The organism is Roseateles sp. UC29_93, assembly GCF_042695725.1.
Lineage (GTDB): Bacteria > Pseudomonadota > Gammaproteobacteria > Burkholderiales > Burkholderiaceae_C > Roseateles > Roseateles noduli_A.
Map to the genome: position 1 here is coordinate 5154944 of NZ_CP170545.1, position 13235 is coordinate 5168178.

Consider the following 13235-nt stretch of genomic DNA (forward strand, 5'->3'; position numbering starts at 1 on the left):
CTGCTCCTCAGGCCCGCATGTAGGCCATCTGCGAGAGGTCGATCGTCAGTGCGGGCGGCGTGGCGGACTCGGCCTCCACGTCATCGCCGCCCGACTCCGCGTTCGCTTCGTCGGGATTCAGCAGCGAGCGCACCATGTCCAGCGCCTCGGCGTTGGTGGAGGTGTGCAGCACGTCTTCCGCGGTCGCGCGCCATCCCGCGTCGCCGGTGGCGAACTGGCAGTAGGCGAGGAAGGCCTTGGCCGTCGACCATTCGGGTGCCGTGGCATCGAGGTTGCGCAGCGTGCGCATCGCGTCGGCCCAATGACCGCGCTTCATGGCGATCCAGGCTTCGAAGAAGTCGAGCTGGGACACCTTGGGGCGCAGCAGGCGCACGGCGCCAAGCAGGGTTTCAGCGTCGTCCAGCAGCTCGCGGTCCACCGCCAGGCTCACCAGGCCGACCAGGCCGGAGACGAAATCTTTGCGTTGCAACGAGGAATCGATCATGTCTGCTCCATGGCTCGTGCCGTGCACGGCCGGTCTCAGAAAAGCGTTGGGGGCTCGGAGTCAAAAGATGCTCAGTGACCCATGGCTGCCGAGGCCCTGATTGGGGATGCAGCGCTAGGCGCAGACCGGAGACATAGCGGCGCTATGTCGAGGATCTGCAACGACGCGCTGCGCCCCAAGCGGGGTCTCGGCGGCCGTGGGTCAGCCGCGGGCGAGGGTTTTCTCGAGATCGCTCTTGCTGTACTTGTTGTCGCCCTGCTGGTCGAACTTGCCGTCGGCGGTCTGCCGCGCGACGTCCGTGCCCTTGTTGAGCGCGGTGTCGTTCACGAACTTCTGGGCGGCGGCCTGCAGCTCGAACGACGGCAGGAGGCCGTTGGGCATCTGCTTGCCCTGGGCGACGTCCTTCAAGGTGTCCAGGTCGAAGGTCTTGCCGTTCTTGGACAGCGCGTCGAAGTTGTCCTTCAACGTCGAGATCGTCGAGTGCTGGTCGGCGTTCAGACCCTGCTTCTGGATGGAAGCGGTCAGGTCGCCGATGCCGATCTTGTCGTCGCCGCCCTTGTTCTTCAGGGCGAGGCCGAGCTTGCCGAGCGCGTTGTCGCGGTCCGCCGTGTCCAGCTGACCCATCTTCTTCTCGCCGGCTTCGCTGCGCAGGAACTTCGCGGCCTGCTGGAACTCAGGCGTGAAGTCCTGGGGACGCATGCCCTTCGGGCAGATGCCGTTGGCGGCGTCGTCCAGTTCCTTGCCGCTGATCATCTTCATGCCGGAGTCGGTCATGGCCTTGAACAGGGCGCGTTCCGCGCGATTGCCGTCCATCGGACCGGTCTCGCCCTGCGGGCTGATCGATCCGCCCAGCGGAGCCGCACCGCCGCCGGCACCGGCGCCGACCAGCGAGCCCGCGGCGCCCAGCGCGCTGCTCAGGCCGCCGATGGCCTGGCTCAGACCGCCCAGCAGCTGATTGGCGCCGCCCAGACCGCCGCCCAGCCCACCAGCGGCTTGCCCAGGCCGCCCGCCGCCTGACCCAGTCCGCCCAGGGCCTGGTTCAGTCCGTTGAGGCCCTGCGACAGGCCGCCCAGCGCGCCGAGCGCGCCGGCGAGCGGGCCGCCCTGGCCGCCCTGCAGCGCGTTCAGGCCTTGCGTCAGGCCGCCCAGCGCCTGACCGATGCCGCCGAGGCTCTGGCCGATGCCGCCCAGCGCCTGGCCCAGTCCGCCCAGCGGCGAATTCGCCAGCTGGCCCATCTGGCCGATGGCCTGACCGATGCTTTGACCGGCGCCGCTCATCGCGGCCGCGATCGGGTTCTGCAGCAGCTGTTCCAGCGGCCGCAGCAGCTGGGTCAGGCCCTGCAATCCTTGTTGAAGTCCCTGAAGCGCCTGCTGGATGCCGGCCAGGGGGCTCTGCAGCCCCTGCAGCATGTTCAGCGGCGATTGTTGGAGAAGTTGAATGCTCATCTAATTCGCTCCGACAGAGGTTGGATGCGGTGACGCGTCGTGCGCGCAGCGCGGGTCACACCAGTCCCTTGACGCTGTCGCCGCCGGCCTTGAACTTCTTGCCCAGCGCCTCCGACATGGACGCCATCTGGCTCATGCGGCCCATCTCCAGGTTGTTGGCGATGGTCTGCTTGCTCTGGGCCTTCAGCTCGGCCATGAACATCTGCGACGACGCGGAGGCTTCGGCCGACTGGGCCTGAGCCATCGGCGCCCCCCGGAGGGTTGCGGACATGGGGTTCTCCTTGCGGGGCACGGAGCGACCGCGCCGGACCCGGACGGGACCGGCGCGGCCGCCGCGGCGTCAGACCAGGCCTTTGACGCTGTCGCCGGAAGCCTTGAACTTCTTGCCCAGCGCTTCCGACATGGAAGCCTGCTGGCTCATGCGGCCCATTTCCAGGTTGTTGCGCATCTGCTCGGCGTTCTGGGCGCGCATTTCGCCCATCATCTGTTGCATGTCGGCGGAAGCGCCAGCGCCTTGGGAATTGACTTGACCTGCCATGTTTCTCTCCTGGTGATACGGAAGACAACTTCCGGAATGAAAGTGCACGAGGCACTGCTTGCCCGTGGGACGAACCCTTCGCCCCATCGGATCTGGGATCGACCGCCCCGCCGCGCGGGCCGGTCGACATGAATCGATCGACGTCCTCCGGGGAACGTCACTGCAAGGTGGCGGCGTACTCGAGCACGCCGTTGGCGGCCTGCCGCACGTTGGGGTCGGCGCTGGTGGCCAGCACCTCGTCGAGCACGCCCTTCCAGCGGGCGTCGCGCGCCAGCAGGAAGGCCGTGGCCAGCGCGACCTTGGCGCCCTCGTCCTGCGGGTGGTCCTCGACGTGCTGCACCAGCGTGGCCGACGCGTACTCGGCGTCGCCGCCGATGCTGTGCGCGATGGCGCGGCAGATGCGGAACGGCGACGGATCGGCCATCGTCAGTTCCACCGCCGCGCTCACCAGGGCGGCGTCGTCGCGGGCGCGGTACACGGCGCCCAGCAGCCCCACCGCCATGAGGTTGCGGTAGACCAGCGGGTAGCTGGCGGACGCGCCGGCGGCACCGGAGGCGTCCAGGGTCGAGGCATCAATGGGCAACGCGGACATGGGGCGCTCCTTGTGCACTCAGGCGGGCAGCGAGGCGGTGTGGATGGTTTCCCACACGTGCCGCACGATGCGCTGCGAGGCGCGGAAGCCTTCGATCAGCTGCGAGCTCAGCTGGCGCTCGGCATCGGCCAGCGGCGTCTGCAGGTGGGCCTCGGTGCTCTGCGCGACCTGGTCGAAGTAGCTCAGCATCGCGCGGGTGCGCTCACCGCTGAGGTCGTCGGTCAGGGTCTTCTCGATGTGCGCGAGATCCGCGAACACGGTCTGTTCCAAGGGGTTGTCCATCACGGTTCTCCGGTGGGGGATGAGGAAGACGGATCCCCGGCGACGGCGGCGCCGTCGTCCACGGGGGTCCGGAGCGAAAGGTGCTTCGTGCCGTCGGCCGTCTGCACGTACTGCAGGCCGTCGTCGCCGGCCAGCATGGAACCGACGCGCACGCGCGCCGTGGGCAGCGTCTGCTCGACGGCGATGTCGATGCGACGCACCAGCGGGCCGATGTCGCCGGCGATGCGGCGGACCTCGTCCTGCAGTTCCGCGGGATCGGCCGCCTGGCCTTCGACGGCGAAGACGCCCTGGCCGCGGTGGACGATGCGCACGCCGGGCCGGTTCAGCGCGTCGCCGATCTGGCGGACGATGTCGCTGGCCGAGGCGTAGCGATGCAGGAGCTGACCCTCGCCGAAAGGCTGCAGCGCGGCGCGGGCGCGGGCCATCTCGGCGCTGCCGGGCAGCAGGCCCTCGACGACCAGCCGGCGATCGACGCGGCGCACGATGAGTCCTTCGACACCGGCCTGACGGAGCGCCTGCGTCGCCTGTTCCATCGGACTGACGGGCGGCGCGGTCGAGGCGGCGGTCTGCGTGCTGAGCACCGACGCGAGCGCCGCGATCAGCGCCGCGGCGGCGACCAGCGCGCTCAGCTTCAGGCCGAGCGCCGACTTCGCACGGGGCGCCGCTTCGGCGGCCACGGCCGCGGCGGTCGCCTTGATCTTCGCGACGGGCCGCATCAGCGCGTCCATCAGCGCCATGTCGCTGGGCCAGGCCGCGGCATCGGGGGTTGCGTCGGGACCGACGCACAGCACGATGTCGCCGAAGCGCCGCGGCAGGAAGTCCTCCAGCAGGCCCTGCGGATTCGCGGGCGTTCCGTCGTCGGCGATGAGGTGGAGCGCGGGAGACACGTCGGAGCCTTCTTCCTCGAACGTCAGGATCAGCGGGGCATGGGCCCAGTCGCTGATCTGGAGGTCGGCGTCCTCATCGCTGGCGATGCGGTACTGCCGACGGGTCAACCGTAGCTGGACCCGGCATGCAAGCCTGTGAGGATGCGAAGCTGCTTCATGGTTTGCGAATCCCGAACTTCTTTGTCGCTTCGTGGTGGCCTGTCGACGGCGTCGCGGGCTCAGCCGCCGCCGCCCTGCAGGAAGGATTCAGGCGTCGAGGACGGTGCGCGGGGCGTCTGGTTCTGCGCCGGATTCGACGCTGGCAAGTTCGATGACGGGCTCACCGCGGACTGCGACAGACCCGATGACGACGGGGATTGCGGCGCACGACCGTCCGCCGTCATCGCCACCGCGCCGGCGGTCGCGGCGCCGTAGGGGCCCGACGGGAAGGTCGGCTCGCGGATGATCCGCGGCGAGATCAGGAACAGGCGCTCGGTCTGTCCCGCGCTCTCGCTGGTGTGGCGGAACAGGCCGCCGAGCAGCGGCACGCGGCCGAGCACCGGCACCTCGTCGCGCTGCGAGGCCTGGCTGGTCGTGGTGATGCCGCCGATGAGCAGGCTCTCGCCCTCGCCCACATGGGCCTCGGTCATGATCTCGGTGCGCTTGACGATGGGGACGCTGTCCACGCGCTGGTCCTCGAAGCTGCCGTCCTCGATGTAGAGCGACAGCTTGATGCGGCGCGACACGCCGCCGTTGTCGGGCACGGAGGTGATCTGCGGCGTGACCTGCAGCAGCGTGCCGGCCTCGACCTGGAAGAGGTTGGCCTCGAGGTTGCCGGCGACCTTGACGGTGACGACGCGCTTCTCGCGCATGACGGCGGGCCGGTTGGCCACGCCGAGCACCTTGGGCTTGGCGATGACGCGGGCCTTGCCGCGGGCGCTGAGGGCGTCGATGCGCGCCATCAGCTCGCGGCCGGCGTTGGACCACAGCGTGCTCAGCGTGAAGGTGCCGGCGCTGTTGCTGCCCGGCGGCTGGGTGACGCCGAAGCTGCCCTTGCTGCCGCGCACGCTCCAGTCGATGCCCAGCGAGTCGATGCTGTCGCTGCTGACGTCGATGATGGTGGCCTCGAGCTCGACCAGCACCGGCTGCACGTCCAGGCGGCGGATCAGCTCCACATACTCGTCCATGCGCTGCGGCCGGCCGTGGATGATGACGGTGTTGGTGCCTTCGTCGGCCTGGAAGATCGGCGGCGTGTCGTCGTCGACGGGACTCTGCAATCCTCGGGTGCTGCCTTGCGAGGCCGCGCCGGCGCCGGACTTGGCCGACTGTCCCGCGGTGACCTGGTTGGGCTTGCGGGCCATGATGTCGGCCAGGCGCGTGTCGCGTCCCATCACGCCCTGCAGCGCGGTCAGCTTGCCCGGGTGGATCTCGCCCGCCGACGTCGGCGTGTCCTCGTCGCCCTGCGCGCCGCTGGTGGTGCCGCTGTAGAGCGAGGTGAGCACGGAGGCCACGCCGCGGATGCGCGTCTGGCCGAAGGTGCGATCACCGGCGGAGGCGAAGCGCAGCGGCACCACGCGCACCGCCTTGCGGTTGCGCTCCATCGCACCGACGTCGAGCGACTCGATCGCCGCGGCGATCAGCTCGACGTGACGCGGCGGGCCGTAGACCAGCAGCGTGCTTTCGGCCGCGTTGAAGCGCAGGGGGGAAACGCGCGTCGCCGAGCTGCAGCGAATCCAGCAGGTCGCTGACCTGCTCGCGGCGGAATCCCTTGAGCCGGAAGAGCCGGCTCTGCACGGCGCCCGCCGGGTAGAAGTACAGCGCGGTGCCGTCGTGGTACCAGATGACGCCATAGGCCCGGTTCATCGAGTCGAGGAACTTGTCCGGCGTGGTGTCGAAGTTGGCCTGCACCATGCCGTCGATGCCGTCGGCGAGCACGGCCGGCAGGCCCTGGCTCGCGGCGAAGTCGAGCAGCACCTCGTTCACGCGCTTGCCTTCGGCCTTGTAGATGAAACGCGGGCTGCGCCATTGGCGCGAGACGTTCTTCGTGGCCACGCGGTCTGACCGGACGGACTTCGCGGTCGGTGCCGTCGTCGTTGCGGGCGCGGTCGTCTGCGCCTGCGTCAAGGTCTTCGCGGGCGGCGCGGCCAGCGGCACCGCGATCGGACTGGCGCCCGATCCGGCAGCGGCGCCGGCGCCAGACGTTGGCGTCGATGTCGATGACGATGTCGGCTGCGCCGACTCGCCGACACGCGCAGACCAACTGAGCGGCGCCGCGACGCAGAGCATCAGCGCCACCGGCAGGCGGCCGATCCGCATCGAGCGGCTGGAGGAACGAAGACGTCGGGGCATGAGGTTCACAGTGCGGGACGCTGACTCGTCGGCTTACTCGTCGTCCTGCATGGACGCCTTGATCTGGTCCGACACCTTGGTCATGGACTTGCTCATCGCCTGCTGACCCTGCTGCATGCTCATCATCATTCGCTGCGCCATCAGCGATTCGAGCTGCGCCGTCTCCGTCGGCGCCGCGGCAGCAGCCGGCGTGGTCGGAACGTTGGCGGCGATCGGTGTGGTCATGGCGGACTCCGTTGATGCGATGGGACGGAACATAGGGACCAGGCGGCCGGCAGTAACGGGACCATGCGAAGGCGATGAGCGTCATGCGAAGGTGCGTCGGCTCATGCCGACTGCAAAGGCAGTGGCGTTGGCCGCCAGGTCGCGGGGCCTTGACGGCAAGCGCCAAAACCCCGCGACCTGCCGTCCCCACCCGACGTCTTACTGCAACGGATTTGCGACCGAGGATTGCGAAGGGGCTGAACGAGGACTTCGGTGGATCGGACGAGGGCTTCGGACAAGACCTGGCACTACCTCGAAAGAGTGGGTTCGTCCCGCCGTCGCACGCTTCGCATCGCACGGTGGCGTCCACCGATGCAACACTTAGCGTCGCGGCCTTCGCAGGTCATCGCTGGAGCGCCGCATGAACGACCGTTCGTTCGTTTTCTTCTTCCGCCACGTCGTCGTGATGACCGTCGTCATGCACGCGGCGGACACGATGGCGCAAGGCATCGGCGCGACCAGCGTGGCCAGCGCCGCCAGCTTCAGCGCCGCGAACGATCGACCCGTCGAGCAGGTGACCCGCTTCCGCTGCACGCTCATCGACGGCAGCACGCGCCTGTTCATCGAGGATCCGCGCGAACGCCATCCCGGCCTCGCCGACGACTGCACGCTCGTGCGCGTCGCCGTGGCACCGCTGCGCCCAGGCGCCTCGGACGACAGTCCGCCATGGGTCGGCTTTTCCGCCCGGCTGATTCAAGGGCCCCAAGGATTCCCGGGGTCTGGCGGCGCGCCGACGGACATGGCGTCCTTCCTGCGCGACGCCGCACGGCCGATGCCCGCGGAGATGGCATCGCTGGTCCGCGCCGCCAGCGATCGTCATCGCCTCAACCCCGCGCTGGTGTCGGCGTTGATCTTCGTCGAGTCGCGCTATCGCGCCGATGCCCGCTCACCCAAGGGCGCGATGGGACTGATGCAGCTGATGCCGGCGACCGCCGCGCGGTATGGCGTGTACTCCCGCGCCGACCTGCTGATCCGCGCGTGAACGTGGACATCGGCGTGCGTCATCTGCGCGCGCTGCACGACCGCTACGACGGTCGCGTCGACCTGATCCTGGCGGCCTACAACGCCGGAGAAGGCGCGGTCGAACGCTTCGGCCAGCGCGTGCCGCCCTTCCCCGAGACCGAGGATTACGTGCGCCGGATCACCACGTTGGTTGGCGTGCCTGAAACCGCTTTCACCCCCTGAACGAGGGGGCATAAATGAAAATGAATGTTCCGTAAAGGACATGAAGCGCTGGCGTTGGCGACAGTGCGGTGGTCATCCGGTTTTCAAGGTCCACGTGAAAGTCGCCACCCTCTGCCCTTCCCGCTCGCTGGAACACTTCGCCGCCGCTGCGCTGCGCGAGGCCGGCTACGACCCCACCCCCCACACGCACCTGAGCCCGTTGATCTCGGCGCTGCGAACGCCCGGCGCCGACGCGGTGCTGCTGGAAGACCACGACGCCCACATCGACAGCTGGCTGGCCGCGTTGCGCCTGCACGCCGGACGCAGCGTGCCCATCGTCGTGCTGGGGCTGGGCGATTCGGTGGGCATCTCGCGCGCGCTGCAGCGCGGCGCGGATGACTACGCCGTCATTTCCGACGGCGCGGGTCCGCTGATCCATCGGCTGCGCGCCCGCATCCAGACCCGCACGGACGGCGTGCGCGCGAGCTCGCTGCGCGCCGGGCCGTATGCACTGCATGCGTCGACGCAGAGCCTGTCCACCGGCGCGCGCGAGGTGAGCCTGACGGCGCGCGAGTTCGCACTGGCCTGGACGCTGTTCGAGAACCTCGGCCGCGTGGTCAGCACGCACACGCTGTCGACCGAGATCTGGGGCCGCTCCAGCGACATCGGCAAGCGCACGCTGGAGCAGCACGTCTACAAGCTGCGGCTCAAGCTGAATCCCGGCGGCCCGCGGTCGCGGTCGCGCACGCTGGACGGCACGCCGGTGCCGCGCATCCAGACGGTGTACGGCGTCGGGTACCGACTCGACGTGTGAGAGGAAGACCGCCTGCGGTCCTGCCGCGGCCGCTGGCCCTCACCCCTGCCCGCTCCCGCAAGCGGGAGAGGGCGTAAGAAAGAGCCAGCGGTCACGGATCAAGGCTGCGCGCGTTGCGCCGCGGCCCGCTGCGCGGCATTGCGGCTGCGTACCGTGTCGTTGAGCTGATACGACGCGACGGTCAGCGCGAGCAGCGTGCCGCCCACCAGCCCCGCGACCGCCGCATGCACCCGGCCTGCGCGGCCTGACGCTCGTTGGCGCTGACGCCGGGCTGGCTCAGCGTCGACTGCAAGGCCTGCACCACGCCCAGCGCGATCAGTCCCGGCACCATCGTGTTGAAGATGCGCGTGTCGGCGCGTTCGGCCTGCCGACCGAGTTCGTTGCGGGTGAACGGATTGCGTAGATCGATATGGATGTGGCGCACATGCGTCTCGCCGCCCCGGCCGTGCCGGGTCGTCTCACGCATGCGAAGCGCGGACGCGGTATCGACCAGATGGTCCTCGACCGACGAGGTCAGCATGTTGCCCACGCCCGCGATGGCCCCCGCGCCGATGGCCAGGCCGCGCGCGGCCTGCCAGGCCGGCTGTCCGCCGAGCGTGCGCTGCATCAGCAGCTGCGTGCCCATGTCGATGACCGCCGCGGCGGCGCCGAAGGTGCCGCGCATCGTCCATGTGACATCGGCGGGACGCAGGTTCCGCCCCTCGGGGCGGCTGCGTGACGTTGGGGTCGCCGTTGCCGACATGCACCGTGTTGATCGCGGGACGCAGCGCCTCGCGGAATTGCGCCTGCAGATGCGCGATGACCTGGATGGCGGCCGCCGCCTGCGCCGCGCCCGCCAGCGCGGGATTGCTGCGCGAAGCGATCGTCAGCGCCAGCGCGGCGAAGTCGCCGCCAGCGATCCCGGCGGACTGGATCCCCTGCCAGATGCGACGCGGCACGCTGCCGTTGCGCTGCGCCGAGTCCCCGGCGAAGGCCCGGTCGGCGACCTGCGCGCTGCTTTCGCTGTGGATCTGCGACACGATGCGGCGACCCAGCGAGTAGGCCGTCAGGGCGGTCTGCGCCGCCACCGCGGCAGTCGGATGGGACACCACCGCCCGCGCGAGTTCGGGTGCGATGACGCCCTGCACCACCGTGCGCACGCCCGCCACCGGCAGCGCGTGACGCACGTTCTGCATCAGGAAGAACGACAGCGCGCCGGCCTCGCGCGGCGCGTGGCCATGGCCATCAGGTGCCGCATGCGCAGGCGCGTGAGGGGGCTCCGGCACTTCGTGCACAGGCGCTTCATGCACAGGCGCTTCGTGCACGGGCGCCTCATGCACAGGCGCCTCATGCACAGGCACTTCGTGCTCGGGATGCTGGGCGTCCAGACCGACACCGCCCGTCCGCAAGGTGCCCGATGCGGAGGATGTCGTGGACGTTGCGGACGACGCGCGCGTCAGCGCCACCGGCGACGGTGGTGTGGGGTCGCCGGGCGGTCGGACTGGACGGCGCAGTTGCTCCAGCGACAGGCGCGGCGCGAGCGAAGCGTCCCCACTGCGGGACGGGCCGGCGTCGGAGTTGCGACGTGCGTTCAGACCGCCCAGCTCGGACGACATCCGACGGGGCGGCAGGGCCCCGCCTCTGGGCGACGCCGGCGATCCTGGCGATGCCGGCGTCGTGGGGGTCGGCGCGCGATCGAGGCGGTCGAGCGGGATGTCGCCGGTGTGGGTCGTCGATGCGGACAAGCCGGCGGGCGGCGTGGTGATCGTCATGGGAGCGGTCCTGCAATGAGCAGCTGCCACTCTCGACAGCCCGCATGACCCAACCGTGACGCCCGGGCCGGTGCGGGCATGGTCCCCGCGCGACCACTTCGCGCGGACGCGAGCCGCTTCGCCCTCAGTGCCTGAGCGCCCGCGCTTCAGTCGCCTGAGCTTCGATCTTCGTCTCTTCGGTCGCTGAAGTCGCTTGAGTCGCTTGAGTCGCTTGAGTCGCTTCGGTCGCTCTAGTTGCCTCGATCGCTTTGATCGCCTCGGTCGCCTCAGTCACCGCAGGAAGTCGCGACGCCCGCCGTCCGCGCCAGCGCGGCGAGCATCGCGCGCGGTTCGTCCCAGCGATTGCCCTCCTCCTGCAGCCGCGCCATCGAGAAGCCGTCCAGCCGCGTCCGCATCCGTTGAATCAGGCGGCCCCACGGCGGCAAGGGATCCGCGCGGATCGGCGAATAGGCCTGGCCCGCATACCCCGTCAGTCGCGCCGCGTCCTGATCGCGCCCTTCCTCGAACGCCAGCCAGGCGAAGACCGGCAGCAGACGGTCGAACGCCTCGCTCTGGCTGTCGCCATGAAGCTCGCTGGCATGCTCCGCCTGGCCCGGACCGTGGCCAGGACCGAGGTTCGCGCCCTCGGTCCGACCATCGCGATAGGCCTCGCGGACCGCTCCGCGCGGCGTCTTCGGCGAGACGATGCCGGTCAGCACGTGGCGCGCCTCCTCGACGCGCCCTTCGGCCAGCAGCACGGCCGCCAGGCAGCCCAGCACACGCTGCAGGAACGCGCCGTTGGCCGTGTTGATGCCGCTCGCGCGGCTGGCGCCGTCTTCCCACTGGCGCACCAGCGCCGCGGAACGCAACGGCTCGCCATGCCCGACCTGCAGGCTCATGAGGCGCTGCAAGTCGTCCAGCACCCATCGCGACGCGCCGATCTCCTGCGCCAGTTGCAGCGACGCGCAGATCGCCTCGTCGGCCTCGGCCGCCTGACCTTCGACGCGCCACACATGCGCCCGCGCCGCCAGTCCCCACAGCTTCAGGCGCGCCGCATGCGCGCCCTCGCAGCGACCGGCCAGCGCGACGAGCTCGCCCATCGCGTAACGCATCGCGGCCTGGCTCAGTTCCTGGTCCTCCACGACCTGCCGGCACAAGGCCAGATAGCGCAGCGCGGGATCGTCCGCCGTGCGCGACACCGTCACGCCGCGCCGGTACCAGATCGCCGCGCGCTTCGGATCGTGCGGCGCGAGCAGGCCCGCGTGGTCAATGCAATAACGCGCCAACACCGCCGGCGGCAGCTCCTTCGGCAACTCGGCCTCATAGGCGGCATGCCGCCACGCCGTCTCCGACGCCAGCGACAGCAACTCGAACAGCGAGCGCGAATGCGCCAGCAGACCGAGCCCCCGCACCGGCTCATGTTCCAGACACCAGTCGAGCGCGGCGCGCACATTGCCGAGCTCGGGCGAGAACTCCGCGATCCAGCGCGCGTCCGGCATCATCTGCAGCGCCCGCTCCGCGCGGTCGAACAGCTGGCTCATCGCGCGCGCATGCTGGCGGCGCGCGATGTCGACCTCGCCGGTCTCCTCCAGCAGCAGCAGCCCGTAGGCGCGGATGCCGTCGAAGAGCCGGTACCGCGGCCGATCCTCCGCGTCGACCTGGACCAGCGAATGGTCCACGAGTCCCTCGAGCGCCTCCGCCACCGTCCACGCATCGAGCTGCCGGTCCGACAACGCGGCCGTCGCCATCTCCAGCGTGAAGCCGCCCTCGAACGGCTCCAGCCGCCGCAGCACGAGCTGCTCGACGTCATCCAGCAGCGCGAGGCTCGCGTCCATGCAGGCGCGCAGCGACTGATGGCGACGCGGCCCCGCCTGCGTGCCGCGCGTCAGCAGCCGGTAGCGGTCGCTGAGCCGCTCGCAGAGTTGATCGATGCCGAACATCGCGAGCCGGCCGGCCGCCAGCTGCAACGCCAGCGGAATGCCGTCCAGCCGACGGCACAGCGCCGTCACCTGGGCCACGTTGTGCGCACCGAGCGCGAACGGCTGCCCCTGCGCCCGCACCTGATCGACGAACAAGGCGACGCTGCCGTGCATCAGCGATTCGTCCACGCCCGCGCCGGGCGGCGGCACCGACAGCGGCGGTGTGCGCAGCACACGCTCGCCCGGCACGCGCAACACCTTGCGGCTGGTCACCATCAACGCCACGTCCTCGGTGTTCTCAGCACCGCGTGGCAGAAGGTCGCCGCGCGCGCGCCGGCGATCTCGGCGTTGTCGAGCACCAGCAGCAGCGACATCGGCCGCAACAGCGCCAGCAGCGTCTGCAGATCGGTGCCCGGGTCCAGCCCGAGCGCCGCCGCCACGATCGGCAATGGGTCGGAAGGATCGTCGCCGTGCAGCAGATCCACCCACACGACGCCGTCGCGGGCCGCCTGGCGGCGCTCATGGCGCAGGTCAGCGCGAGCGTCGACTTGCCGACACCGGGCGCCCCGACCACGGTCACCAGGCGATGCCGCACCAGCCGGCTCAACAGCGCCTGCAGATCGGCGCCACGGCCATGCATCGCCACCGGCGCCGATGGCAAGGCCCGCGGACGGACGATGGGTGATGGGGGATCGACCGGCCGGTCGGTCGACTCGTGGGACGTGTCCTCGTCCTGCCGCAACGGCCACGCGAATCGATAGCCCTGCCCGGCCACCGTGGCGATGGCT

At 70.1% G+C, this 13235-nt stretch carries 19 protein-coding genes; 4 read left to right on the forward strand and 15 right to left on the reverse strand.

What is annotated here, in order from left to right; translation table 11 throughout:
* Positions 1–7 precede the first annotated feature (7 nt).
* From ACFJIX_RS23860 to ACFJIX_RS23910, 11 genes are all read right to left on the reverse strand, one after another.
* Positions 8–469 (reverse strand): HrpB1 family type III secretion system apparatus protein, encoded by a 462-nt coding sequence (locus tag ACFJIX_RS23860; protein ID WP_377155143.1) that lies wholly within the window; start codon positions 467–469, stop codon positions 8–10.
* A 216-nt stretch (positions 470–685) separates the two neighbouring features.
* Complete coding sequence (locus ACFJIX_RS23865) at positions 686–1297, reverse strand: hypothetical protein (protein ID WP_377155144.1); 612 nt, start codon at positions 1295–1297, stop codon at positions 686–688.
* Between the two features lie 122 nt (positions 1298–1419).
* The gene (locus tag ACFJIX_RS23870; protein WP_377155145.1) at positions 1420–1929 is read right to left on the reverse strand and encodes a hypothetical protein; all 510 of its coding nucleotides are present in this window, start codon (positions 1927–1929) and stop codon (positions 1420–1422) included.
* A 55-nt stretch (positions 1930–1984) separates the two neighbouring features.
* Positions 1985–2200: a hypothetical protein gene (locus tag ACFJIX_RS23875; RefSeq protein ID WP_377155146.1), complete on the reverse strand. Its 216-nt coding sequence runs from the start codon at positions 2198–2200 to the stop codon at positions 1985–1987.
* A 69-nt stretch (positions 2201–2269) separates the two neighbouring features.
* Complete coding sequence (locus ACFJIX_RS23880; protein WP_377155147.1) at positions 2270–2467, reverse strand: hypothetical protein; 198 nt, start codon at positions 2465–2467, stop codon at positions 2270–2272.
* Positions 2468–2624: 157 nt separating this feature from the next.
* Positions 2625–3059 carry a hypothetical protein gene (locus ACFJIX_RS23885; protein WP_377155148.1) on the reverse strand — a complete coding sequence of 145 codons (435 nt, stop codon included), beginning with the start codon at positions 3057–3059 and terminating at the stop codon, positions 2625–2627.
* A gap of 18 nt (positions 3060–3077) precedes the next feature.
* On the reverse strand, positions 3078–3341 hold the full coding sequence (locus ACFJIX_RS23890; RefSeq protein ID WP_297524110.1) for a hypothetical protein: 264 nt from the start codon (positions 3339–3341) through the stop codon (positions 3078–3080).
* Complete coding sequence (locus ACFJIX_RS23895; protein WP_377155149.1) at positions 3341–4336, reverse strand: hypothetical protein; 996 nt, start codon at positions 4334–4336, stop codon at positions 3341–3343. The genes ACFJIX_RS23890 and ACFJIX_RS23895 overlap by 1 nt, the downstream gene beginning before the upstream one ends.
* Positions 4337–4446: 110 nt before the next feature.
* Positions 4447–5808 (reverse strand): type III secretion system outer membrane ring subunit SctC, encoded by a 1362-nt coding sequence (gene sctC / locus ACFJIX_RS23900; RefSeq protein ID WP_377155150.1) that lies wholly within the window; start codon positions 5806–5808, stop codon positions 4447–4449.
* Positions 5750–6556 (reverse strand): hypothetical protein, encoded by an 807-nt coding sequence (locus tag ACFJIX_RS23905; RefSeq protein ID WP_377155151.1) that lies wholly within the window; start codon positions 6554–6556, stop codon positions 5750–5752. Before ACFJIX_RS23905 ends, sctC begins: the two co-directional genes overlap by 59 nt.
* Positions 6557–6589: 33 nt before the next feature.
* Positions 6590–6781 (reverse strand): hypothetical protein, encoded by a 192-nt coding sequence (locus ACFJIX_RS23910; protein WP_377155152.1) that lies wholly within the window; start codon positions 6779–6781, stop codon positions 6590–6592.
* Between the two features lie 400 nt (positions 6782–7181).
* On the opposite strand from ACFJIX_RS23910, the gene ACFJIX_RS23915 reads away from it, so the two are divergent.
* From ACFJIX_RS23915 to ACFJIX_RS23925, 3 genes are all read left to right on the forward strand, one after another.
* Positions 7182–7802: a transglycosylase SLT domain-containing protein gene (locus tag ACFJIX_RS23915; protein WP_377155153.1), complete on the forward strand. Its 621-nt coding sequence runs from the start codon at positions 7182–7184 to the stop codon at positions 7800–7802.
* A complete protein-coding gene (locus ACFJIX_RS23920; protein ID WP_377155154.1) occupies positions 7799–8005 on the forward strand; it encodes a lytic transglycosylase domain-containing protein in 207 nt (68 codons plus the stop codon). The genes ACFJIX_RS23915 and ACFJIX_RS23920 overlap by 4 nt, the downstream gene beginning before the upstream one ends.
* 94 nt (positions 8006–8099) lie before the next feature.
* Positions 8100–8798: a winged helix-turn-helix domain-containing protein gene (locus ACFJIX_RS23925; RefSeq protein WP_377155155.1), complete on the forward strand. Its 699-nt coding sequence runs from the start codon at positions 8100–8102 to the stop codon at positions 8796–8798.
* Between the two features lie 181 nt (positions 8799–8979).
* Here the strand turns inward: ACFJIX_RS23925 and ACFJIX_RS23930 are convergent, their stop codons facing one another.
* The 4 genes from ACFJIX_RS23930 to ACFJIX_RS23945 all read right to left on the reverse strand — a co-directional run bounded on the left by ACFJIX_RS23930 (position 8980) and on the right by ACFJIX_RS23945 (position 12932).
* Positions 8980–9264, reverse strand: coding sequence for a hypothetical protein (locus ACFJIX_RS23930; protein WP_377155156.1), 285 nt, complete (start codon positions 9262–9264; stop codon positions 8980–8982).
* Positions 9257–10549, reverse strand: a complete 1293-nt coding sequence (locus ACFJIX_RS23935; RefSeq protein WP_377155157.1) for a hypothetical protein — start codon at positions 10547–10549, stop codon at positions 9257–9259. Before ACFJIX_RS23935 ends, ACFJIX_RS23930 begins: the two co-directional genes overlap by 8 nt.
* Positions 10550–10815: 266 nt before the next feature.
* Positions 10816–12726 carry an ATP-binding protein gene (locus ACFJIX_RS23940; RefSeq protein ID WP_377155158.1) on the reverse strand — a complete coding sequence of 637 codons (1911 nt, stop codon included), beginning with the start codon at positions 12724–12726 and terminating at the stop codon, positions 10816–10818.
* Complete coding sequence (locus ACFJIX_RS23945; RefSeq protein ID WP_377162106.1) at positions 12723–12932, reverse strand: hypothetical protein; 210 nt, start codon at positions 12930–12932, stop codon at positions 12723–12725. Before ACFJIX_RS23945 ends, ACFJIX_RS23940 begins: the two co-directional genes overlap by 4 nt.
* On the opposite strand from ACFJIX_RS23945, the gene ACFJIX_RS23950 reads away from it, so the two are divergent.
* Positions 12918–13208, forward strand: a complete 291-nt coding sequence (locus ACFJIX_RS23950) for a hypothetical protein (RefSeq protein ID WP_377162109.1) — start codon at positions 12918–12920, stop codon at positions 13206–13208. The two genes, ACFJIX_RS23945 and ACFJIX_RS23950, sit on opposite strands and share 15 nt — an antisense overlap.
* Positions 13209–13235: the final 27 nt, after the last annotated feature.

Coding starts and splice junctions, on each gene's coding strand:
- ACFJIX_RS23865 (WP_377155144.1), bottom strand. CDS start 1,297: ATGGACGGCAATCGCGCGGAACGCGCCCTGTTCAAGGCCATGACCGAC.
- ACFJIX_RS23870 (WP_377155145.1), bottom strand. CDS start 1,929: ATGAGCATTCAACTTCTCCAACAATCGCCGCTGAACATGCTGCAGGGG.
- ACFJIX_RS23875 (WP_377155146.1), bottom strand. CDS start 2,200: ATGTCCGCAACCCTCCGGGGGGCGCCGATGGCTCAGGCCCAGTCGGCC.
- ACFJIX_RS23880 (WP_377155147.1), bottom strand. CDS start 2,467: ATGGCAGGTCAAGTCAATTCCCAAGGCGCTGGCGCTTCCGCCGACATG.
- ACFJIX_RS23885 (WP_377155148.1), bottom strand. CDS start 3,059: ATGTCCGCGTTGCCCATTGATGCCTCGACCCTGGACGCCTCCGGTGCC.
- ACFJIX_RS23890 (WP_297524110.1), bottom strand. CDS start 3,341: ATGGACAACCCCTTGGAACAGACCGTGTTCGCGGATCTCGCGCACATC.
- sctC (WP_377155150.1), bottom strand. CDS start 5,808: ATGGAGCGCAACCGCAAGGCGGTGCGCGTGGTGCCGCTGCGCTTCGCC.
- ACFJIX_RS23905 (WP_377155151.1), bottom strand. CDS start 6,556: ATGCCCCGACGTCTTCGTTCCTCCAGCCGCTCGATGCGGATCGGCCGC.
- ACFJIX_RS23910 (WP_377155152.1), bottom strand. CDS start 6,781: ATGACCACACCGATCGCCGCCAACGTTCCGACCACGCCGGCTGCTGCC.
- ACFJIX_RS23915 (WP_377155153.1), top strand. CDS start 7,182: ATGAACGACCGTTCGTTCGTTTTCTTCTTCCGCCACGTCGTCGTGATG.
- ACFJIX_RS23930 (WP_377155156.1), bottom strand. CDS start 9,264: ATGCGTGAGACGACCCGGCACGGCCGGGGCGGCGAGACGCATGTGCGC.
- ACFJIX_RS23935 (WP_377155157.1), bottom strand. CDS start 10,549: ATGACGATCACCACGCCGCCCGCCGGCTTGTCCGCATCGACGACCCAC.